23 protein-coding genes and 1 pseudogene are annotated in these 20,185 nt (G+C 73.4%); 15 read left to right on the top strand and 9 right to left on the bottom strand.

The features are described 5' to 3' along the window. Nucleotides 1–31: 31 nt before the first annotated feature. Both F8568_RS14370 and F8568_RS14365 read left to right on the top strand, forming a co-directional pair. Nucleotides 32–964: an RNA polymerase sigma-70 factor gene (locus F8568_RS14370; protein WP_151594014.1), complete on the top strand. Its 933-nt coding sequence runs from the start codon at nucleotides 32–34 to the stop codon at nucleotides 962–964. 136 nt (nucleotides 965–1,100) lie between these two features. Next, on the top strand, nucleotides 1,101–1,454 hold the full coding sequence (locus F8568_RS14365; RefSeq protein WP_151594013.1) for an STAS domain-containing protein: 354 nt from the start codon (nucleotides 1,101–1,103) through the stop codon (nucleotides 1,452–1,454). 16 nt (nucleotides 1,455–1,470) lie between these two features. Here the strand turns inward: F8568_RS14365 and F8568_RS14360 are convergent, their stop codons facing one another. Next, nucleotides 1,471–1,878 (bottom strand): STAS domain-containing protein, encoded by a 408-nt coding sequence (locus F8568_RS14360; protein WP_160573616.1) that lies wholly within the window; start codon nucleotides 1,876–1,878, stop codon nucleotides 1,471–1,473. A 215-nt stretch (nucleotides 1,879–2,093) separates the two neighbouring features. On the opposite strand from F8568_RS14360, the gene F8568_RS14355 reads away from it, so the two are divergent. From F8568_RS14355 to F8568_RS14335, 5 genes are all read left to right on the top strand, one after another. Next, the gene (locus tag F8568_RS14355) at nucleotides 2,094–2,528 is read left to right on the top strand and encodes a hypothetical protein (protein ID WP_151594011.1); all 435 of its coding nucleotides are present in this window, start codon (nucleotides 2,094–2,096) and stop codon (nucleotides 2,526–2,528) included. A gap of 152 nt (nucleotides 2,529–2,680) precedes the next feature. Continuing rightward, nucleotides 2,681–3,616, top strand: coding sequence for a DUF5996 family protein (locus tag F8568_RS14350; RefSeq protein WP_151594010.1), 936 nt, complete (start codon nucleotides 2,681–2,683; stop codon nucleotides 3,614–3,616). A gap of 28 nt (nucleotides 3,617–3,644) precedes the next feature. Beyond that, nucleotides 3,645–4,106 (top strand): VOC family protein, encoded by a 462-nt coding sequence (locus F8568_RS14345; protein WP_151594009.1) that lies wholly within the window; start codon nucleotides 3,645–3,647, stop codon nucleotides 4,104–4,106. Beyond that, nucleotides 4,106–5,080, top strand: coding sequence for an RNA polymerase subunit sigma-70 (locus F8568_RS14340; RefSeq protein WP_151594008.1), 975 nt, complete (start codon nucleotides 4,106–4,108; stop codon nucleotides 5,078–5,080). Before F8568_RS14345 ends, F8568_RS14340 begins: the two co-directional genes overlap by 1 nt. 65 nt (nucleotides 5,081–5,145) lie before the next feature. Then, nucleotides 5,146–5,595 carry a MarR family winged helix-turn-helix transcriptional regulator gene (locus F8568_RS14335; RefSeq protein WP_151594007.1) on the top strand — a complete coding sequence of 150 codons (450 nt, stop codon included), beginning with the start codon at nucleotides 5,146–5,148 and terminating at the stop codon, nucleotides 5,593–5,595. Here F8568_RS14335 and F8568_RS14330 read toward each other — a convergent pair whose 3' ends face one another. Then, nucleotides 5,596–6,606 carry an adenylate/guanylate cyclase domain-containing protein gene (locus F8568_RS14330; RefSeq protein ID WP_151594006.1) on the bottom strand — a complete coding sequence of 337 codons (1,011 nt, stop codon included), beginning with the start codon at nucleotides 6,604–6,606 and terminating at the stop codon, nucleotides 5,596–5,598. 91 nt (nucleotides 6,607–6,697) lie between these two features. Here F8568_RS14330 and F8568_RS14325 point away from each other — a divergent pair, with 91 nt between their 5' ends. Next, complete coding sequence (locus F8568_RS14325) at nucleotides 6,698–7,462, top strand: MerR family transcriptional regulator (protein WP_151594005.1); 765 nt, start codon at nucleotides 6,698–6,700, stop codon at nucleotides 7,460–7,462. A gap of 25 nt (nucleotides 7,463–7,487) precedes the next feature. Here F8568_RS14325 and F8568_RS14320 read toward each other — a convergent pair whose 3' ends face one another. Then, complete coding sequence (locus tag F8568_RS14320; protein WP_151594004.1) at nucleotides 7,488–9,221, bottom strand: RNA polymerase sigma factor; 1,734 nt, start codon at nucleotides 9,219–9,221, stop codon at nucleotides 7,488–7,490. A gap of 214 nt (nucleotides 9,222–9,435) precedes the next feature. Here F8568_RS14320 and F8568_RS14315 point away from each other — a divergent pair, with 214 nt between their 5' ends. Both F8568_RS14315 and F8568_RS14310 read left to right on the top strand, forming a co-directional pair. Continuing rightward, the gene (locus tag F8568_RS14315) at nucleotides 9,436–9,690 is read left to right on the top strand and encodes a hypothetical protein (RefSeq protein WP_151594003.1); all 255 of its coding nucleotides are present in this window, start codon (nucleotides 9,436–9,438) and stop codon (nucleotides 9,688–9,690) included. Then, a complete protein-coding gene (locus F8568_RS14310) occupies nucleotides 9,687–10,139 on the top strand; it encodes an SRPBCC family protein (protein WP_151594002.1) in 453 nt (150 codons plus the stop codon). Before F8568_RS14315 ends, F8568_RS14310 begins: the two co-directional genes overlap by 4 nt. Here the strand turns inward: F8568_RS14310 and F8568_RS14305 are convergent. Together F8568_RS14305 and F8568_RS14300 are read right to left on the bottom strand one after the other, a co-directional pair. Then, on the bottom strand, nucleotides 10,100–11,710 hold the full coding sequence (locus tag F8568_RS14305) for a long-chain fatty acid--CoA ligase (protein WP_202124923.1): 1,611 nt from the start codon (nucleotides 11,708–11,710) through the stop codon (nucleotides 10,100–10,102). The two genes, F8568_RS14310 and F8568_RS14305, sit on opposite strands and share 40 nt — an antisense overlap. Nucleotides 11,711–11,931: 221 nt before the next feature. Continuing rightward, nucleotides 11,932–12,483 (bottom strand): SigE family RNA polymerase sigma factor, encoded by a 552-nt coding sequence (locus tag F8568_RS14300; protein WP_151594000.1) that lies wholly within the window; start codon nucleotides 12,481–12,483, stop codon nucleotides 11,932–11,934. Between the two features lie 284 nt (nucleotides 12,484–12,767). Between F8568_RS14300 and F8568_RS14295 the strand changes: the two genes are divergently transcribed. Continuing rightward, nucleotides 12,768–13,757 carry a hypothetical protein gene (locus tag F8568_RS14295; RefSeq protein WP_151593999.1) on the top strand — a complete coding sequence of 330 codons (990 nt, stop codon included), beginning with the start codon at nucleotides 12,768–12,770 and terminating at the stop codon, nucleotides 13,755–13,757. Then, nucleotides 13,751–14,581: a MauE/DoxX family redox-associated membrane protein gene (locus F8568_RS14290; protein ID WP_151593998.1), complete on the top strand. Its 831-nt coding sequence runs from the start codon at nucleotides 13,751–13,753 to the stop codon at nucleotides 14,579–14,581. The genes F8568_RS14295 and F8568_RS14290 overlap by 7 nt, the downstream gene beginning before the upstream one ends. A 66-nt stretch (nucleotides 14,582–14,647) precedes the next feature. On the opposite strand, the gene F8568_RS14285 is transcribed toward F8568_RS14290, so the two are convergent. Together F8568_RS14285 and F8568_RS14280 are read right to left on the bottom strand one after the other, a co-directional pair. Next, nucleotides 14,648–14,947, bottom strand: a complete 300-nt coding sequence (locus F8568_RS14285; RefSeq protein WP_151593997.1) for a hypothetical protein — start codon at nucleotides 14,945–14,947, stop codon at nucleotides 14,648–14,650. A gap of 289 nt (nucleotides 14,948–15,236) precedes the next feature. Beyond that, the gene (locus F8568_RS14280; protein WP_225992025.1) at nucleotides 15,237–16,424 is read right to left on the bottom strand and encodes an ATP-binding protein; all 1,188 of its coding nucleotides are present in this window, start codon (nucleotides 16,422–16,424) and stop codon (nucleotides 15,237–15,239) included. A gap of 461 nt (nucleotides 16,425–16,885) precedes the next feature. On the opposite strand from F8568_RS14280, the gene F8568_RS14275 reads away from it, so the two are divergent. Then, entirely contained in the window at nucleotides 16,886–17,047 is a 162-nt protein-coding gene (locus F8568_RS14275) for a hypothetical protein (protein WP_160573615.1), read from the top strand. Nucleotides 17,048–17,056: 9 nt separating this feature from the next. On the opposite strand, the gene F8568_RS14270 is transcribed toward F8568_RS14275, so the two are convergent. Beyond that, a complete protein-coding gene (locus tag F8568_RS14270) occupies nucleotides 17,057–17,929 on the bottom strand; it encodes a class I SAM-dependent methyltransferase (protein ID WP_151593996.1) in 873 nt (290 codons plus the stop codon). Between the two features lie 51 nt (nucleotides 17,930–17,980). On the opposite strand from F8568_RS14270, the gene F8568_RS14265 reads away from it, so the two are divergent. Together F8568_RS14265 and F8568_RS14260 are read left to right on the top strand one after the other, a co-directional pair. Continuing rightward, entirely contained in the window at nucleotides 17,981–18,460 is a 480-nt protein-coding gene (locus F8568_RS14265) for a macro domain-containing protein (RefSeq protein WP_151593995.1), read from the top strand. Nucleotides 18,461–18,564: 104 nt separating this feature from the next. Then, nucleotides 18,565–19,719, top strand: coding sequence for a serine hydrolase domain-containing protein (locus F8568_RS14260; RefSeq protein ID WP_151593994.1), 1,155 nt, complete (start codon nucleotides 18,565–18,567; stop codon nucleotides 19,717–19,719). On the opposite strand, the pseudogene F8568_RS14255 reads toward F8568_RS14260, so the two are convergent. Beyond that, nucleotides 19,706–20,185: pseudogene (locus F8568_RS14255) on the bottom strand (hypothetical protein); the annotation flags it as partial. The gene F8568_RS14260 and the pseudogene F8568_RS14255 sit on opposite strands and share 14 nt — an antisense overlap.

The following is a 20,185-nucleotide window of genomic DNA, read 5'->3' as shown; positions in this document are numbered from 1 at the left end:
ACGGAGACGACGCAGACACGGAGACACGGACATGACCGACGACCACGCCACCGGCCCGGCCGACCACGCCGAGGCGGCCGGGACCGATCCGGCGACCGAGGCCTTCGTCACGCACCGCAACCTCCTCTTCACCGTCGTCTACGAGATGCTCGGCAGCGCGACCGACACCGAGGACGTCCTCCAGGAGACGTGGCTGCGGTGGGTGAAGGTCGACCTCGGCCAGGTGCGGGACGCGCGCGCCTACCTCGTCCGGATCGCGACCCGGCAGGCGCTCAACCGGCTGCGCACGATGACCCGCCGCAAGGAGTCCTATGTCGGCCCCTGGCTGCCGGAACCGCTGCTCACCGCGCCGGACGTGGCCGAGGACGCCGTCCTCGCCGAGAGCATGTCGATGGCGCTGATGCTCGTGCTGGAGACGCTGTCGCCGACCGAGCGCGCCGTGTTCGTGCTGCGCGAGGCGTTCGACTTCGGCTACGAGGAGATCGCGGCGGCGGTCGGCAAGAGCCCCGCGGCCGTCCGGCAGATCGCCTACCGCGCCCGCCGGCACGTCGACGCCCGCCGCCCCCGGGAGACGGTCTCGGCGAGCGAGACCCGGGCGGTGCTGGACTCGTTCAAGCGCGCGCTCGACACCGGCGACCTGCAGGGCCTGCTGGACGTCCTCGCGCCCGAGGTGGTGCTGATCGGCGACGGCGGCGGCGTCAAGCAGGCCGGGCCGCGGCCGATCGTCGGGGTCTCGAAGGTCGCCCGCTACATCGTCGGCGGCACCGGCCGGACCAAGGAGACGATCACCACCGAGCACACCGTCGTCAACGGCGGTCCGGCGCTCGTCCTGCGGCTGGACGGGGAGCTCGACGGCGTCATGGCGGCCCGCGTGGAGGACGGCCGGATCACCGGGCTCTACTACGTCCGCAACCCCGAGAAGCTGACCCGCGTGACGTCCGAGACCCCGCTCAGCCTGCACTGATCCCGGGCGCCGCCATTGTTGACGAGTACTTAGCCCGCTGACCGGTCTAGCGGCGACGTGCGCCGGGTACCCTCCCGGAACGTGCCACTTTGAAGAGTTTCGCCGTGCACCGTCCGGAAGAACTGGGAGGCGGCGGATGTCCGAGTGCGCCGTGGCGGGCCGCACCGTGGCCGGCCGGGCCGTGATCGCGCTGGCCGGGGAACTCGGCGTGAACACCGTCCAGCACGCCGAGCAGCGGATGCGGGCGCTGCGCCGCGAGCACGGCGAGCACGTCGTGCTCGACCTCAGCGGCCTGCGGTTCCTGGACTCGGCGGGGCTCAGCCTGCTGCTGCGCTTCTACCTGTCCGCCGAGGGCCGCGGCGGCAGCGCGGTGCTCGCCGGGCCGCTGAGCGGCGAGGTGCTGTACCTGCTGCAGGTCACGCATTTCGCCCGGCGGCTGCCGGTCCGCCCGACCCTGGACGAAGCGCTCGCGGCCCCGCCGCCCGGGTGAGCAGGCGCCGCGCCGGTCAGGAGCCGGTGGGCGGCACCGTGGTCCGGTGCACGGCGACGGCGGGCTCCACCGCGGAGTAGATCGGCACGAACCGGGTGAACCCGGTGGTGCGCAGGACTTCGCGGATCCGCACGTTCACCCCGGCCAGGGCCAGCGTGCCCGGGGCGCGGCCGTCCTCGCCGGAGCCGGTGTGCTCGGCCGAGCAGAGCAGCCGGTGGATCCCGGCGACGACGCTGAGCCCGCTGGAGTCGATGAACGCGACGCCGGTGAAGTCGAGGACCAGGTGGCGGGCGCCGCGGGCGATCAGCGCGGCCAGATGGTCGCGCAGGCGGCCGGCCGTGGCCACGTCGACCTCGCCGGTCAGCGTGACGACGACGAGATCGGTGTGCACCGGGTCGGCCCGGCTCTCCGCGGTCAGGCCCATGGTGGCTGCTCCATACCCGGCGGCGAGCCGATCATTCATTCTTCTCGTTTCGGACATCTTCCACAGAAAGCCCGAAATCTGAACAGCAGGGAAAAGAGGGATTTTGCGGTGCTTGCGGCGCCCGCCGGGAAACGCCGCGGTCTCCGCGGGTCGTCGGCCCGGCGCGGGGTCCCTGGAAGACTCGACGGTCGACATCGACGCGACGAAGAAAGACGATGAACAGCGAGCCGCAGCGGAACACGGCACCGGAGGCCCGATACCGAGGGGAGCGCCGGGGTCCGCGCGCGCGGGCCGCCGCCGGTCCGGCCGCCGCCGTCGCGCATCTCGCGCCGCCCCGTCCGCCGGGGACGCCGGGGTCGCCCGCCGCGCTCCGGCCGCACGCCTCCCCGCCCAGGCCGCGAGCCCGGCGGGCGGCCGTCGGCAGGGCCCTCGCCCGCACCGTGCTGATCGCCCTCGCGGGCGCGGCGACCGGACTGCTCACGGCGCTGACGTTCGTCCTGCTGCTGTTCGCGGTGGCCTACCTGCTGCAGGGGACGTGGCGGACGGGCCTGTGGCTGCTCGCCGCCGCGCCGGCCGCCTTCGCGTCCGCGCTGGCCGCCGGCGGCTGCCTGTTCCGGCTGCTGCGCCGCCGCCGGTCCCGGCCCGTCTGAAGGGTCCGGGCGGCCACCTGACCGGCCGGTCATGCCAGCGGCGTTCCACCGGTGGCCGGGCGGTTGCCGCAAGGGACGCGGGGTAGGGGGCGACCGTAGGAGACGGGCGGTCCCCCGGCGCCCGCGGACGTGTGCGCGCGAGGGGGACTCCAGTGAGGGTGCACAGGCAGGGAGCGTGGCCGCGGCTGCGCGTCGCGGACTGGACCCGCACGCGGGACACCCTGCACATGTGGACGCAGATCGTCGGGAAGATCCGGATGGCGCACGCGCCGCTGGTCAACCACTGGTGGCAGGTCACGCTGTACGTGAGCCCGCGCGGGCTCATCACCTCGGCGGTCCCGTACGCGGCCGGCGCGTTCGACATGGAGTTCGACTTCGTCGCGGACGTGCTGCGCATCCGCTCCAGCAGCGGCGAGGAGCGCCGGGTGGCTCTCGAACCGAAGCCGGTCGCCGACTTCTACGCCGAGACGATGGACCACCTCGTCGGGCTCGGGATCGAGACGGAGATCCAGGCGCGGCCGAACGAGGTGGAGCCGTCGATCCCGTTCGCCGACGACCACCAGCACGCGTCCTACGACGCCGAGGCGGCGCACCTGTTCTGGCGGCAGCTGCTCCAGGCGAACCGGGTGATGGGCGAGTTCCGGTCCCGTTTCGTCGGCAAGGTGAGCCCGGTGCACTTCTTCTGGGGCGCCATGGACCTCGCCTGCACCCGGTTCTCCGGGCGCGCGGCGCCCCCTCATCCGGGCGGCGCGCCGAACTGCGGGGACTGGGTGATGGTCGAGGGGTACTCGCGGGAGCTGAGCAGCTGCGGGTTCTGGCCAGGGCTCGACGAGGGCGCCTTCTACGCCTACGCCTACCCGGAGCCCCCGGGATTCGCCGATCGTCCCGTCATGCCGGACGCGGCGTTCTACAGCCGCGAGAACGGGCAGTTCCTGCTGCCGTACGAGGCGGTGGCCGCGGCCGACGACCCGGACCGCACCCTCCTGGCGTTCCTGCAGAGCACCTACGAGGCCGCCGCCGACCTCGGCGACTGGGACCGCGGGGCGCTGGAGGACGACCCGAACCGCTGGGCCCCGTACCGGGTGTAGCGGACGGCGACGAGAGAAGGGAGCCGGGATGCCCGGCCAAGGTGGTTTCCCCGCGCCGGCCGAGGGGCTGGTGCTGACGCACTTCCTGACCGTCCGGGACGTCGCCGCCTCCAGGGACTTCTATGTGGACGTCCTGGGCGGCGAGGTGGTCCTGGAGGAGAACCCCGCCACCGTGAAGGTGGCGAACAGCTGGATCATCATGAACCCGGGCGGCGGACCGACACCGGACAAGCCGGACATCGTCCTTGCGCCGCCCTCGCCGGGCGACCCGGTGTCGACTTTCCTGAACGTCCGGGTGGCCGACATCAACGCCTTCTATGCGGACGCCAAGGCCAAGGGCGTCGAGTTCCTCACCGAACCGCTGGACCGCAAGGCCGAGATCCGCTGCTACATGCGCGACCCCGACGGCTATCTCATCGAGGTCGGCCAGGCCACCGGCCTGCTCGAGGGCATCTTCGCCGACCCGCCGGCGTCCGGCTCGTCCGGCTGATGGACCAGGATTTCGCGGCCCGCCTGGAGCCCTACCGGGGCGAGCTGCTGGTGCACTGCTACCGGATGCTCGGCGCCGTCCACGAGGCCGAGGACCTGGTCCGGGAGACGATGCTGCGCGCGTGGCGGGCCCGCGACCGCTACGACGAGGGCCGCGCGTCCGTCCGGACATGGCTGTACCGGATCGCCACGAACGCGTGCCTGACGGCGCTGGAGGGACGGTCGCGGCGGCCGCTGCCGTCCGGCCTGCGCGGTCCATGCGACGACCCGCACGCGCCGCTCGCGCCGTCGCTGGACGTGCCGTGGCTGCAGCCGTTCCCGGACGCGCTGCTCGGCGATGCGGCGGAGCGGGACGTCCGGCGGGGGAGCCTGCGGCTGGCGCTGATCGCGGCGATGCAGGCGCTGCCGCCGGAGCAGCGGGCGGTGCTGATCCTGCGCGACGTGCTGGATTTTCCGGCGGCGGAGGTCGCCGAGCTGCTGGAGACGTCCCCGGCGGCGGTGGACGAGGCGCTGCGGCGGGCGCGGAACGGGCTGGAGCCGGCGTCCCCGGTGCGGGACGACGCCGCCGAGCGGGACGGCGGCGCGGTCGACGCGGTCGACGCGGTCGACGCGGTCGTGGACCGCTACGTCCGGGCGTTCGAGGCCGCCGACGTGGCGGGGCTCGTGGCGCTGCTGACGGAGGACGCGGTGCTGGAGATGCCGCCGGTCCCGCTCTGGTACCTCGGCAGGGACGCCTGTGGCCGGTTCATGGAGCGGCTCTTCGCGACGTGCGCCACCGAGTGGCGGATGGTGCGGACGGCGGCGAACGAGCAGCCCGCCGTCGCCGCCTACCACCGGGACGACGACGGCGGTTTCGTGCTCCACACGCTGCAGGTCTTCACGGTGCGGCCCGAGGGGCTGGCGCGCATCGTCGTCTTCCAGGACGCTCGGGTGTTCGCGGCGTTCGAGCTGGCGCCGCGGCTGGACGCCCGCTGAGTCCCGGTCCCCTCCGGAGTTCCGGTTGCGGCCAACTCAATGGACGCAAACGTAGACTGGCGGGCATGACCGGGATCCCCGACGGCGACCTGATGCGGCTCGACCACCAGGTGTGCTTCGCGCTGCACACCACGTCCCGGGCCTTCGACGCGCTCTACCGGGCGGAGCTGCACGGCCTCGGGCTGACGTACCCGCAGTACCTGGTGATGCTCGCGCTGTGGGAGGCGGACGGCCCGACGGTCAAGCGGCTGGGCGAGCGCCTGCGGCTCGACTCGGGGACCCTGTCGCCGCTGCTCAAGCGCCTGGAGGCGGCGGGTCTGGTGGAGCGGCGCCGCAGCCGCGAGGACGAGCGCTCGGTGTCGGTGCACCTGACCGGGCAGGGCGCCGCGCTCAGGGCGCGCGCGGCGGACGTCCCGAACCGCATCCTGGAGGCGACCGGCCTGGACGTCCAGGAACTCGTCGCGCTCCGCGAGACGCTGCGCAGGGTCACCACCAACCTCGACGCCGCTCGCTGATCAGCGCCGATCGCCGGTCGCGCGGCGCAGCAGCCGCGGCCGGACCCGTCCCAGGCCCTGCAGCGGGCGGGGGCGGAGCGAGGAGATGTCGAAGCGGCCGGCGCTGGGCAGCGCCGACGCCAGCTCGCCGTCGATCAGGACGGTGCCGGGGTAGGCGGTCGCGGTGAGGCGGGCGGCGAGGTTGACCGGGGTGCCGAAGACGTCGCCGAGCCGCTGGATGACCTCGCCGTACGCCAGGCCGACGCGGACCTTGGGGATGTCGGGGTCCGCGTTGAAGCGCTCGGCGGCGCGCAGCCCGATCTCGGCGGCGGCGGACGGGTCGGTCGCGACGAAGAGCACCTCATCGCCGAGGGTCTTGACGACGCGCCCGCCGAGGTCCGCGACGATCTCCGCCGCCGCGGACTCGAACCGCTCGACGAACGCGGCGAGCGCGTCGGCGTCGAGGCTGCGGCTGAGCCGGGTGAAGGACACGACGTCGGCGAACCCGACCGCGAGGTGGGCGAGGCCGGCGGCCGGGTCGTTCGGGGCGGCGCCCGCCGTGACGGCGGCGGCGCGCAGGCCGGCGGCGGTGAGCTGGCGGCGCCAGCCGTGCAGCAGCAGCCGCTCGAACGCGGGCCGCAGCTCCTCGGTGGCGGCGAGCGCGGCGCTGACCAGGTCGGGCGTGACGGGCTGGTCGGCGGGCAGCGCGCTGAGCCGCTGCAGCCAGACGTCGCCGAGCCAGCTCGCGAGCCGTCCCATCGTCTGGCCGACGGCGCGGACGAGCTGCAGGACGGTGTCCTCGTCGACGAGGTCGTGGCCGAGCACCTCGTTGATCTCGCGGAGGGCGGTGACGTCGCCGTCGGTGAAGGCGACCTCGTCGTCGGGCGGGATGGGGAAGCCCAGGGCCTGCCAGATGCGGCGCGCGTACGCGTCGGGGACGCCGGAGAGGGCCTCGACGTCCTTGCGGGTGTAGCGCAGGGGGCCGCCGAGGAGGGTCTCCTCGATGTCCGGGGGTCCGCCGGGGTCCGTCATGGACTTCCCCTCTATGTCCCATTGATCAATGTCACAATGATGGCGGAGTAAGATCGCGGCGGTCAAGACGGACACAACCGGCAGGCGAGGCATGGCCGAGTACCGAATCGACGACCTGGCGCGGGCCGCCGGGAGCACCGTGCGCAACATCCGCGCCTACCAGGACCGGGGGCTGCTGCCGCCGCCGCGCCTCGCGGGCCGGGTCGGCCTGTACGACGACTCCCACCTGGCCCGGCTGCGGCTGATCGGCCAGCTCCTCGGCCGCGGCTACACCTTCGCGGTCATCAAGGACCTGCTGACGGCGTGGGAGACCGGCAAGGACGTCGGCGACGTCCTCGGCCTGGAGAAGGTGCTCACCGACCCCTGGTCGGACGAGATCCCCGGCACCGTCTCCTACGACGAGCTGATCGCGATCTTCGGCACCGGCCTGGACGAGGCGGAGCGGGAGCGCATCCGCGAGCGGACCGTCGCGCTCGGCCTCATCGAACCGGACGGCGACAAGTTCCGCGTGCCGAGCCCCCGCCTCCTGCACGTCGGCGCCGAGCTGGTCGCGGCGGGCATCCCGCTGGACGCGGTGCTCGACATCGCCGAGCGGATCCGCGACGACGTGGACGTGATCGCGGGACGGTTCGTCGGGCTCGTCCAGGAGCACGTCTTCGCCCGGCTCGAGGACCAGCCGGGCCGCGAGGAGGTCACCGAGGTCGCCGCGGTGGTGCGGCGGATGCGGCCGCTGGTGAAGATGGTCGTCGACCCGCTCATCGCGCGGGCGATGGAGGCCCGCGTGCAGGCCGCGCTGGGCGAGCACCTCGAAACGATCAGGGACCATCTCGCCGGCGAGGACCGCCCCGCCGGCTGAAGATCGCGCGGGCCCGGGGCGCGGGTCACAGCAGCGAGACGCCCCACTTGACGGTGACCGTGTGCGCGGCGCCCTCGGAGTCGGTGAAGGTCAGCGTGCCCTGCCCGGGCAGCCCGATGAGCGCGGTCCGCAGCGTGACCGTCACGTGCGCCGTCCCGCCCTTGGCGACCCCGCCCTGCATCTGCGACAGCACCAGCTCGCCGTCGGACGTCATCGCCGTCCAGGTCACCGGACCGTTCCGGGCGGACAGGCTGACCTGCGCGGTCTTGGTGCCGTACATCTCGACCGTGCCCGGGTTCACCACGAGCACGCCCGGCCGCGCGGGCGGCTTCGGGGTGGTCGGCGCGGGCGACGGCGGCGCGGACGTCGCGGACGGCGACGGGTCCTTCTCGCCGTTCTGCGGCTGGACGGGCGCGCCGGACGCGCCGCCCGGCACGCCGGACGTGCCGCCGGACCCGCCGGGCGTACCGGACCGGTGCCCGCCGTGCTCCTTGCCGCCGCCGTGCCCGCCCTCGTGCTTGATCGACGGCTGGTTCAGGAACGGCGGCCACGACAGCGTGTCGCCGCCGATCCCGGGGCCCATGATGAGCGCCGCGACGACCGCCGTGACCAGCGCGCCCACCATCCCGCCGCCGGTGAGCAGCCACCGCCGGGTGAACGGCGACGGCACGTCCGGCTGGCTCGGCAGGCCCTCGGGGGTGAGCGAGCCGCCGCGCGCGGCGATGTCCGCGCGGTAGCCGGCCAGCTCGGGGTCGGTCGCGGTGTGCATGACGCGGTGCCGCAGCGCCGCGGGCAGCACCGGCGCGGGCGCCCGGCGCAGCAGCGGCGCGGCGCGGACCCTCGCCCGGGCCAGGCAGGCCGGGCAGTCCGCGACGTGCTCGGCGACGGACGGGTCGGCGGCGGCGGTGTCCGCGCCGGTCTCGCCGCGGCGGTGGAACGTCTGCCACAGCGCGATCGACAGCGGTCCGCGCCTCGGCTCCGCGCGGACGGCACCGGACGCAGCCTCCTCCGGGCCGTCCTCGGCCTGGGCGGCTTCGGGCGCCGGCGGCCGCTCCGGCGGGGTGCGGGCCGCGAGGACGGCCACGGCGGTGGGCCGGGCCTCCTCGGCGGGCTCCTCGGCGTCCGGCTCCGCCGCCTGCGCGGGCGGTGCGGCGCAGGCCTTGGACCCGCAGGAGCGGGCGGCCTGGGCCGCCTCGGCGGCGAGCACGGTCTCCATCGCGGCAGCGGCCATCCGGACCCGGGCGGCGGCGCGGCGCGCCGACATGCCGAGCGCGGCGCCGAGCCGCGCGGGCGGCAGGTCGTGCCGGAACGCCAGCAGCAGGGCCTCCTGGTCGACCGGGTCCAGCGCGGCGAGCGCGACGTCCAGCAGGTCGTGCAGCCGGGCGGACGGCGGCCAGCCGGACACGTCGCCGGCGTCGGCACGCTCCAAGAACGGGGTCTCGGTGAACTCGGCGTCCCGGTCCCAGTACAGGTGCTTGGGACGTCCGCGGCGGATGCAGCGGCGCCGCGCCGCGCCGTAAAGCCAGGAACTCAGGTGCAGATGGTCGCGCATCCGCGGAGCGCGGCGGCACGCGTCGATGAAGGTGTCGTGGACGATGCCGGCTGCGGTCTTCTCGTCCCCCGTCATTGACAAAGCGTAGTCGTAAAGGCGCTCACCGTACTCGTCATAGAGCGTGCCAAGGGCCGCTTCGTCGCCTTCGTTCAGACCCTGGACCAGTTTCCGGTCCGCCGCGTCTTCGGAGGGGGACAACCTGGGCATTCACGCTCCCCGGCACCGGCATGGAAGTCCGCCCCACAGGGGCCGTCCGGACAATCAGCCCACCTTGCATACACCCCTCGGGCCGGTCGACACCACTCGATCCCCCGAAATAGCCGATTCCGGTGACCGAGTGCTCAAGTACCCGCACCCCTGCGTGACCACTTTGTTCATGACCGAGCGTCAGAAATAGGTCAGACCGTATTATCTTGGTACCATGGTACCAGTTGACCGCGTCCAGACCGGCCTGCGGATCGAACGGAACGTGCTGAAGGTGCTCAAGGGGCTCGCCGAGTACCTCGACATCTCCCTCGGCGACCTCGTCGAGGGCATCGCCCTGCACGCCTTCGACGGCAGCGCCCCCTTCTCCGCCGAGACGCTCGGCAAGATCCGGCAGCTCAAGTCCGTCTACGGGCTGACGCTCACCGCCGCCGACGCGCACGCCCTCACCGAGGACGGGGACCCCCGATGAGGCGCCGGCTCACCGGAACCGTCCGGGTCCCGCTGCCGCCCGCCGAGGCGTTCACCCTGTTCACGCCGCGCGGCGAGGAACGCTGGGTGGACGGCTGGCGGCCCGCCTTCCCCGCCGGCGCCGCCGACGACACCGAACCGGGAACGGTGTTCGAGACCGTCCACGGCGACGAACGGACGACCTGGGTCGTCCTCGCCCGCGACCCCGGACGCCGCGTCTCCTACGCCCGCGTCACCCCCGGCCACCGCGCCGGGACCGTCACCGTCGCCATCGCCCCGCACCCGGACGGCGGCAGCACCGCCGAGGTCGGCTACGACCTGACGGCCCTCACCGCCGCCGGCGCGCACGACCTCGACGCGTTCGCCCGCGGGTACGCGGCGTTCCTGCGCTCCTGGGAGGACGCGATCGCTCAATCGACGCGCTCGACCTCCAGCCCGCCCTCCGCATAGCGGCGGCGCAGCACCTTCTTGTCGAACTTCCCGACGCTCGTCTTGGGGACTTCGGCGATGAACGCCCAGCGCTCCGGGAGCTGCCACTTCGGCACCCGGTCGGTGAGGAACTCCCTGAGCCGCGCCGCCGTGACCGACGCGCCGTCCCGGACGACCACGGACGCCAGCGGGCGCTCCTGCCAGCGGTCGTCCGGGACCCCGACGACCGCCGCCTCGATCACGTCCGGGTGCGCCATCAGGTGGTTCTCCAGCTCCACCGAGGAGATCCACTCGCCGCCCGACTTGATGACGTCCTTCGCCCGGTCGGTCAGGACCATGTACCCGTCGGGGGAGAGGTTGCCGACGTCGCCGGTGCGCAGCCACCCGTCGTGGAACCTGCCGGGGTCCTCGTCGCGATAGTAGGCGCCGGTGATCCACGGGCCGCGGATCTCCACCTCGCCGACGGCCTCCCCGTCGTTCGGCAGCACCACGTCCCCGTCCCCGACCACCCGGATCTCCAGCCCGGCCAGCACCCGCCCCTGGGTGATCCGCGCCCGCCAGGCCCGCTCCCCCTCCGCGCCGGCCGGCGCGTGCGCCATCGTCGCGACCGGCGACGTCTCCGTCATCCCCCACGCCTGCACGATCCGCACGCCGATCTCGTCGAACCCGCGCATCAGCGCCTCCGGCACCGCCGACCCGCCGCACGGGACGAGCCGCAGCGAGCTGAGGTCCGACCCGTGCTCCTTCGTGTACCGCAGCACGTCCGACCAGATCGTCGGGACGGCGCCCGCGATCGTCGGACGCTCCGCCTCGATCAGCTTCACCAGCGGCTCGGCCTGCAGGAACCGGTCCGGCATCACCAGTGCCGCGCCCGCCATCATCGCCGCGTACGGCAGGCCCCACGCGTTCGCGTGGAACATCGGGACCACCGGCAGCACCACGTCGGCGCCGCTCATCCCGAGCGCGTTCCCGGTGCACACCGCCATCGAGTGCAGGTACGCGGACCGGTGCGAGTACGCGACGCCCTTCGGGTTGCCCGTGGTGCCGCTCGTGTAGCACATGGCCGCCGCCGCGCGCTCGTCGATCTCCGGCCAGTCGAACTCCGGCGGCGCGGCGGCGAGCAGCTCCTCGTACGAGTGCGGCTCCTTGCCCGCCGCCTCCAGCGGCGCCGTGTCCCCCTCACCCACCACCATGACGTGCCGGACGGTCTTCATCTGCGGCAGCACCGGCGCGAGCAACGGGATCAGCGACCCGTCCACGATGACGACGCGGTCCTCAGCGTGGTTCGCGATGTACACGAGCTGGTCGGGGAACAGCCGCAGGTTCAGCGTGTGCAGCACGGCCCCCATCGACGGGACCGCGAGATACGCCTCCAGATGCTCGGCGTTGTTCCACATGAACGTCGCGACGCGCTGGTCGCCGTCCACCCCGAGCCCGCGCAGCGCCCCGGCGAGCCGGGCGGCGCGCTCACCGACCTCCGCGTAGCTCCGGCGCCGCGCCCCGTCCCCGGTCCACGTCGCGATCTCCGCGGAGCCGCACACCTGCGTGCCGTACCGCATGATCGTGGTGATGGTCAGCGGAAAGTCCTGCATGGTGCTCCACACGGCACACCTCCGGCTCGCTGCGCCCTACCCGCGGACCTCCGTTCTAGCCCACCACCTTCCGTTTGCCCAGAGCCCCGCCCCCAGCGGCTTGAACGCCGGCCCCGGGCACGGGCAGGCACGCGGAGCGAGTGCAGCGAGCGCAGCGGGCCTGCCCGGCGACCAACAGGCTGTGTCGCCGCGGAGCGCCAGCGGAGCGGGGAAACAGCCCGTCAGTCGTGACGGGGGTTCCAAGGGGTCGCCCCCCTGGGCTGGCGCGGGATGCCGGGGAAGTCGTCGCCCAGGGCGTCGTCGTCGCGGAGGCGGGCCATGGCGCGGGAGACGGTGCTCTTGACCGTGCCGACGCTGACGCCGAGGACGTCGGCGATCTCCGCTTCGGACATGTCCTCGTAATAGCGGAGCATGACCGTGAGGCGCTGCCGTTCGGGGAGCCGGCCGAGGGCGCGGCCGAGGGCGTCGCGCATTTCGGCGCGCCGGGTGTGATCGTCCACCGGGCGGTCGGGAACTTGGTCCGTGGGGTAGATATCCAGCTTTTTCCGGCGCCACCATGAGATCTGCGTGTTGGCCATGGCGCGCCGGACGTAGCCGTCGACGGCGGCGCGGTCGTGGATGCGGTCCCAGGCGAGGTAGGTCTTGGCGAGCGCGGCCTGCAGCAGGTCCTCGGCTTCGGCCCGGTCGCTGGTCAGGCGCATGGCGGCGCGCAGGAGGGTGGGTCCGCGGTCCGCCACGTAGGCGCGGAACTCCTCGTGCCGCGTGCTGTTCACCGTCACCACCGTGAACCAGGGGTCGTGGACCCGGCGGGCCAGTGGATCTTGACCACGCCGGTTCCCGGTACAGTTGACGATCTCAGGTTGATCGTAATTCCGGTCCTACTTAAAGTACATATCCGGGTCAACCAGTTAATAATCCTCATCCCAGGTCGATTGAACATCTCCCGTCGATCGACTTATCGCGACAAATCCGTCGACAGAGCGTGGACCGCACGTAACTCTTGACTCGCCGTCCTAACAGACGTCCCGCCCCGTGACCTTCGAGCCGGAGTGCCGCCATGCCGTTGCCACACCGCCGTGGAGCCAGGCGCCGCCGTCTCCGGGAGGCCGTGCTCGGCGCGTCCCCGGAGCCGGGCGCCGGCCTGCCGGAGAACGCCGCGCGGCCGCTCGGCGCGCTGTCCGGGACGATCCTGGACGCGAGCCCGCACCTGCTGGTGCTGAACGCGGACGGCGCGGAGCTGCGGCTCGCGATGAGCGGGGACACCACGGTGTGGCACGGCGGGCGCGGGGGCCCCGCCGCGCTGCGGCCGGGGCGCGAGGCGATCGTGCGGCCGAAGGCCGGCGGCCCCGGCATCGACCGGATCTGGGTCGATGCCGACCGGGTCGCCGGCACCCTGCTGGCGTGCGGGCGGGACGCCTGGGAGGTGGACATGGGCCCCCATCGCGGGCGCGCCCATGTGGCGATCCCCCCGCACGCCCTCCAGCAGGTGCTGGTCCGGCATCCGCGGCTGGAGCCCGGCTACCTCGTCGACGTGATCTGCGTGCGCTCCCCCGGCGGGCCGCAGGCGGTGCGTCCGGGCACGTCGCAGCCGGGTTACCGGGCCGACGACCTGGCCGGGCCGGAGGCGGCGGAGCCCGCGCCGGCGGTGCTGCGCGGGACGGCGACCTGGTTCGCGCGCCCGCCGGTGCCGCGCGGCGCGGCGTACCCGGCGGTCGATCCGGAGGGCGACGGCGGCGGGTGCGCGGGCGCCCCGTCCGGCTGCGTCGCGTTCCCGTTCCTGTCGATCGGCAGCGAGATCACGGTGCACAACGAGTGCAGCGGGCGCGCCGGGCGGGTGCCGGTGGTGGAGTGCGGCTGCGCGGCGGCCCGGTTCTGCGACCGGTGCGTGGAGTGCGGGGCGTCGCCGCGCGGCCGGATCGTGGAGCTGACCCCGGAGACGTTCGTGGGGCTCGGCGGCGATCTGGAGGCCGGGTGCTTCAACGTGCTCGCGCGGCCGGACGTCCCGGCCGTCGGTTCCGGCGGCGCCGGGGAGGGCCCGTCATGGTGACGTTCCAGAACACGCAGGTGCTGCTGCTGGCGCTGGTGCTGCTGGTGGCCTGCCTGGCCAAGCTGACGATCCGCGAGCGGGTGGCGGACGCGCCCGACCACGTGCACGGTGTGCCGGTGCCCGCCGGGCTCGCGCGGCTGACGGCGCTGCGGCACAGCCGGGGGCTGAACGTCGGGCTCGGCGTCGGCGAGGGCGTGCTCGGGCTCGCGCTGCTGGTGACCTCCCAGTTCTCGGTGCGGCTGGCGACGACGCTGGCGTTCGCGGCGGCGACCTGGGTGGTGGGGGAGCTGCGCGTGCGGCGGCCGGACGCGGGGTGCGGCTGCTTCGGCGGCCTCAGCGCCAAGCGGGTCGGCCGCCGCAGCGTGGCGCGCGCGCTGCTGTTCACCGGTGCGGGCATAGCGTCGTTAGGCGCGCCCATGGCGGGCCTGGACGTGCTGCGGGACGAGCGCACACAGGTCGGGCCGGTGCTGATCCTTGAGCTGGCGCTGTTCGCGGCGCTGTCCCCCGAGCTGCCGGAGCTGCTGGACAGGCGCTCCCGCGCGCGCGGGCTCGGGCGCCCGGAGACGCCGTGCGAGCGGCGCCGCAGTCCTGTGGCCGAGACGTACGCGACGCTTTTCGACAGCGCCGCATGGGTGGAGCACGAGAACGCCGTGACGAGCGCGGTCCCGCTGGACGTGTGGCGGGAGGGCTGCTGGCGGTTCGTCGTGTACCCGGCCAGCGTCGAGGGGCGGGACCAGGAGGTCGTGTTCGCGGTGTCGACGGCGGAACGGGGCCGGACGGTCCGGGCGGCGCTCGTCCCGGCGCCGGTGACGACCACCGTCTAACCGAATATTGGACGTGTCCAAGAGTGCGGTAGAGAATCCTCGCGGAGAGGGCCGCCGCGCGTCACGTCACCGGTCCTCGCCGGTCTCGTCGTCGCGGTCGTGCAGGTCGTCGAGCTGGTCGCCGTACAGCTCGTCCTCGTCGTGCATGCCGTCGATGTCGGAGGAGTACTCCTCGTCCCCGAAGCCGGGCTCGTCCTGGTAGCCGCGCGGGCCGTGGCCGTAGCCCTGGCCGCCCTGCTCCTGCCGCATCGGCGGCTCGTCGGCGCCCCGCGACTCCGTCTCGTCGCCGCGCGCGTAGGCGTCTTCTTCGCGAATCGAGTACAGGTCCTCCGGATCTTGGTCCCGGTAGCGGTCCTGCTCGTCCATCGTGGCCCCCCGACATCGGCCTTTCGCGCCCGGTCCGGCGCATCGGCCCCTATACCCAGATAACTCCGCGTAACCACCGCGATGCCGGACAGCACCCTCTGTGTCTTTATAGAGGTACCTAGAAGAAATACTAGAAAGACTTAGAGAAACCTCGGAAGGCGGGGCAGGAGAATCTACAGCTTTCTAGTACTGCACCTAGAAAGCTGTATAGACACCGGACGACGCGCTCCGATGCAGCCTTATAACGGCTTCTAGCGTTCGCGCTAGAAACCCGTAGAGAACCGTCAGGTCAGGCGGGCTGGGAGCGGAGGAACTTGCCGAAGTGCGGGACCGTGAACGCGACCATGCCGCGCTCCGCGCTGTAGATCAGCCCCTTCTTGATCAGGCCGTCGCGGGCGGGCGACAGGCTGGACGGCTTGCGGCCCAGCTCGTCGGCGACCGCCGCCGTCGGCACCGGGTCGTCGCCGAGCATCGCCATCGCGCGCATGTAGTCGCGCTCGGCCGGCGTCGCACGCTCGTAGCGGCTGCCGAAGAAGCCGACCGCGAGCTCGCTCTCCGCCTCCGGCGCGGCGACCCGGATGTCCTCGGCGGTGATCGGGGTGTCGGGCGCGACGTCCCACACCACCTTCGCGTACGCCTGCACGAAGTAGGGGTAGCCGTCGGCCGCGCCGTACAGCGCGTCGAGGGCGTCCTTGGTGAAGGTGACCTCCTCCCGCTCGGCGGGCGCGAGCAGCGCGACGTCGGCGGACTCGCGGTCGAGCCGGTCGATGCGCGCGTAGCGGAACAGCCGCTCGGAGTAGGACTTGCTCGCCGACAGCACCGCCGGCAGGTGCGGCAGGCCCGCGCCGACCACGATCAGCGGGCCGCCGATCTGCGACAGCTCGTGGCACGCGGCGCACAGCGCGGACACGTCGTCGGCGGGGACGTCCTGCATCTCGTCGACGAACAGCGCGATGCCGGCGCCGACGTCGGTGGCGACGGACGCGGCGTCCACGAACAGCTCGGTGAGGTCGATCTCCAGATCGCCGGAGTCGGCGCGGCCGCGCGAGGCGGGCACGTCGATGCCCGGCTGCCAGCGGTGCGCCCGCGCCTTCGCCTTGGTGCCGGACGGCTCCGGACCGGCCTGTGCGAACGCCTTCAGCACGCCGAGGAACGCCTCGATCCGGTCGGGCGCGCGGTGCCGGGGCGCCAGCTCCCGCACCGCCATGTGCAGCGCGGACGCGACGGGCCGCCGGATCGACTGGTCGGGCCGGGCCTCGATCTTGCCGGTGCCCCAGAGCTTCTGGATCGCCATCGAGCGGAACGCGTTGAGCAGCACGGTCTTGCCGACGCCGCGCAGCCCGGTGATGATCATGCTGCGCTCGGGGCGGCCGCGGGCCACCCGTTCCAGCACCACCTCGAACTGCCGCAGCTCGCGGTCGCGGCCGGCCAGCTCCGGGGGGCGCTGCCCGGCGCCTGGGGCATAGGGATTGCGCACGGGGTCCACGCTCTCGGACTCTATGAGGCGATATAGCTGCGGCCGTAGATTTGGGTAGAAACCACTGCGGCGTGTCGCGCGCTCGTGGCGCCGGCCGTGCCGGGCGGGCGCGTCCGCGTGCCGCGCGCGGGGATGTGCCGTGTCGTTGAGGTGCGGGGTGCCGTTGAGAGGTGGGGCCGCCGTCGCCACCATGTCGCCTCCCGGGCGAGCGGGTCCGAACAAGTCGAACTTCTGTTCGACTATTCGAACACAGTAGCGCACGCCTCCCGCCCCGTCACCCGAACCCGCCAACTCCGCCGATCGAACCGGCCGCCCCGCCGAAAGGTCGTGAAGCGGACCGCGATCGGCGGGTTCCTCATGCCGGTCCGCGGAGTCGGCACCGGTGACGCCGACTTCGACAAGAGGTTTCTCGTCCGCGGGCTCGGCGAGCACCAGGCGGTGCGGCTGCTCACGCCCGCGCTGTGCGCGCGATGCTCGCCGGCGACGCCCCCGCCTGGGAGATCTCCGCCGGCGTCCTGATCTGCAGGTACACCGACGCGCCGTCCATCGGCACCTTCCAGCCGCGGGCGGACGCGATCGTCGCCCTGGCCGGCATGCTGAACGACCCCACCACCGCCGGCTGACCGGGCGCTTCAGCGCGTCCGGCGGGCGGCCCAGACGGCGCGCTCGGTGCGGACGGCCAGGTCGTCGCGGCGCAGGATGCTGCCGGGCCCGCCGGTGTCGAGCAGCCGGTCGAGCGCGGCGAGATCCTCGGACGCGAGATCGCCGGCGATGGCGTCACGCATGCCTTGCAGGCTGCTCAGGGCGTAGCGTCCGACGGCCTCGTCGCGCGAACCCTCGATGTTCACGGTCACGACGCGTTCGCCCGCCAGGGTGAAGCCCGCGGCGGTCAGCAGCGGCCCCCAGTCGGCGCCGCGGTAGGGCATCTGCTCGGCTCTGAGACGGTCGGCGACGGCGAGGATCCGCCCTTCCAGGCCCGGCCGGTCCGCCGGGGCGTCGTCCGGAAGGAAGCGAGGGAAGCCGGCCAGTTCGACGAGGGCGAACAGGCCGCCCGGCGCGAGCATGTCGCGGACCTTGCGCAGCGCGCGTTCCGGGTCGGCCATGTGGTGCATCGAAGCCGACGCCCACACCAGGTCCGGCACGCCGAGGTCGGGCCAGTCGGCGTCGAGGTCGGCCCGGACGGCGCGCACGCGCTCGGCCGCCCCGTGCTCGCGGGCCTTCTCCCGCAGCCGGTCGAGGTGCTCCGCCGAAGAGTCGACGGCGGTGACGCGGGCCTGCGGATACCGGGCGAGCAGCGCGAACGTCCCGGCCCCGGTGCCGCAGCCGAGGTCCACGATGCGGCTCGGGCTCCCCTCGACGGGCAGCCAGGCGGTGATGCCGGCGATGTGCTCGGCGAGGACCTGCGCGCCGAGGTCGAGCATGTCGGCCTGGTTCTCGTCACCGTGATGATGACCGTGGCCGTGCCCGTGACCGTGGTGCGCGGAGTGCGGCGGTGCGTCGCTCATGGCCCCCACCCTAGACCGGGTTTGTCAGAGGGCGCGGCTACCGTCTCGATCATGGGGCGGATCCGGTACGTCAAGGGCGACGCGACATCGCCCCAGGCCAAGGGGCCGAAGGTCGTCGCGCACATCTGCAACGACCGCGGCGGCTGGGGCCGCGGCTTCGTCGAGGCCGTCTCGCGGCGGTGGCCCGAGCCGGAGGCGGCGTACCGGCGGTGGCACCGCGAGCGCGCCCGCAACGACTTCGGGCTGGGCGCCGTCCAGATCGTCCAGGTCAAGCCCGACGTCTGGGTCGCGAACATGATCGGCCAGCACGGTCTCAAGACGAGCCGCAGCTCCGGCCCGCCGATCCGCTATGAGGCGGTGCGGGAATGCCTGCACCGGCTCGCCGCCGAGGCCGCCGGCCTCGGCGCGTCCGTCCACATGCCCCGGATCGGCTGCGGCCTGGCCGGCGGACGCTGGGAACTCGTCGAGCCGCTCGTCACCGCCGAACTCACCGGCCGCGACGTGCCCGTCACGGTCTACGACACGGACTGATCCTCGGTCCACGGCGCCACGCGGACGTTGGCTCCAGCGGGTGAGGCGCGTCCGGCACCGCGATTCCTAGCGTGAGGGCTCCCGACGATCAGGAGGAGCATCACGTGATCCGGAACAGGCGTGCATTGGGCGGCGCACTCGCCATCGGCCTGGCGGTCGGCGCGCTGGCGGGCACCGGCGTGCCCGCGCATTCCGCCGCGGCAGCCGACCGCAGCCGGCTGCCCGCGATCCTGGAACGGCTGACCACCGTCGACGGCGCGCCCGGAGCGCTCCTGGAAGTCCGGGGACGGAACGGCCGCACGGTGCTGACCAGCGGTGTCGGGGACGTGCAGAACCGCACGCCCGTCCCCCGCGACAGCAGCTTCCGGATCGGCAGCGTCACCAAGCCGTTCGTCGCGACGGTCGTGCTCCAGCTCGTGGGCGAGCACCACGTCGCCCTGGACGCGCCGGTCGAGCGGTACCTGCCCGGCGTCATCCGCGGGCACGGCAACGACGGGCGGCGCATCACCGTCCGGCAGCTGCTCCAGCACACCAGCGGCCTGCCGGACTACCTCGACTACGTCACCCCGCAGGACATCCTCAAGGACCCGCTCGCCCACCACGACCTGCGCGCCATGGTGGACCTCGCCCTCACCCACCGCAGGGTCTTCAAGCCCGGCCGGAAATGGAAGTACTCCAACACCAACTACCTGGTGGCGGGCCTGCTCATCGAGGCCGTGACCCGCCACCCGTACGGCGACGAGATCCGCCGGCGCATCATCGAACCGCTCGGCCTGGACGCGACGTCCGCGCCGCTCGACGACCCGACGATCCCCGGGCCGCATCCTCGCGGATACGTGCGGCCGGGCGAGGGCGCGCCGCTCCTGGACGTCACCGAGCTGAACCCGTCGGTCGCGGGACCGGGCGGCGGGATGATCTCCAGCACGTCCGACCTCGGCCGGTTCATGGGCGCCCTGCTCGACGGACGCCTCCTGCACCCGGCCCAGCTACGGGAGATGATGCGGACCCGCCCGACCGGCAACACCGACGGCCGCGCCTACGGTCTCGGCCTGGAGAGCAGGCCGCTGCCCTGCGGCGGCCTCTACTGGGGCCACACCGGCGACATGCTGGGATTCGAGACGGTCACCGGCGCGACCACCGACGGCAGGCAGGCGACCGTCATGGTCAACCTCGACCCGGGCGGCCCGGACGCCCAGGACACCGACATGGAGAAAGCCGTCCAGACCGCCCTGTGCGAGGCGCGGGTCAGCGGCCGGTGAGCCCGGCGAGCCCGCGCTCGAACGTGGCCCGCTCCGGTTCGTTGCCGGCGAGCGCGACGGCGGCCCGGTAGGCGTCGACCTGCTGGGCCGCCTCGTCGGTCCGGCCGAGGCGCCCCAGCAGGTCCGCGCGCGCCGCGTGGAACAGGTGGTGGCGGCGCAGTTCCGGGGCGCCGGACAGATCGTCCATGAGGGCGAGCCCCGCGCCCGGGCCGTCGCGCATCGCCACCGCCACGGCCCGGTTCAGTGCGACGAGCGGGGACGGCTGGATCCGGAGCAGCACGTCGTACAGCGCGACGATCTGCGGCCAGTCGGTGCCGTCGAAGCAGGCCGCCTCGTCGTGCAGCGCCAGGACGACGAGCCGCTGCCCTTCGGTGATGAGGTCTCGTTGACTTGTGGCGGGGGGGGGGGGGGGGGGGGGGGCGCGGCCAACAACACCCCCACCCACAAAGCGCGCCCACCCGCGGGG

Origin of the sequence: Actinomadura physcomitrii (assembly GCF_008923205.2) — a bacterium.
Classification (GTDB): domain Bacteria; phylum Actinomycetota; class Actinomycetes; order Streptosporangiales; family Streptosporangiaceae; genus Spirillospora; species Spirillospora physcomitrii.
This window is presented reverse-complemented; position numbering and strand designations above follow the sequence as displayed.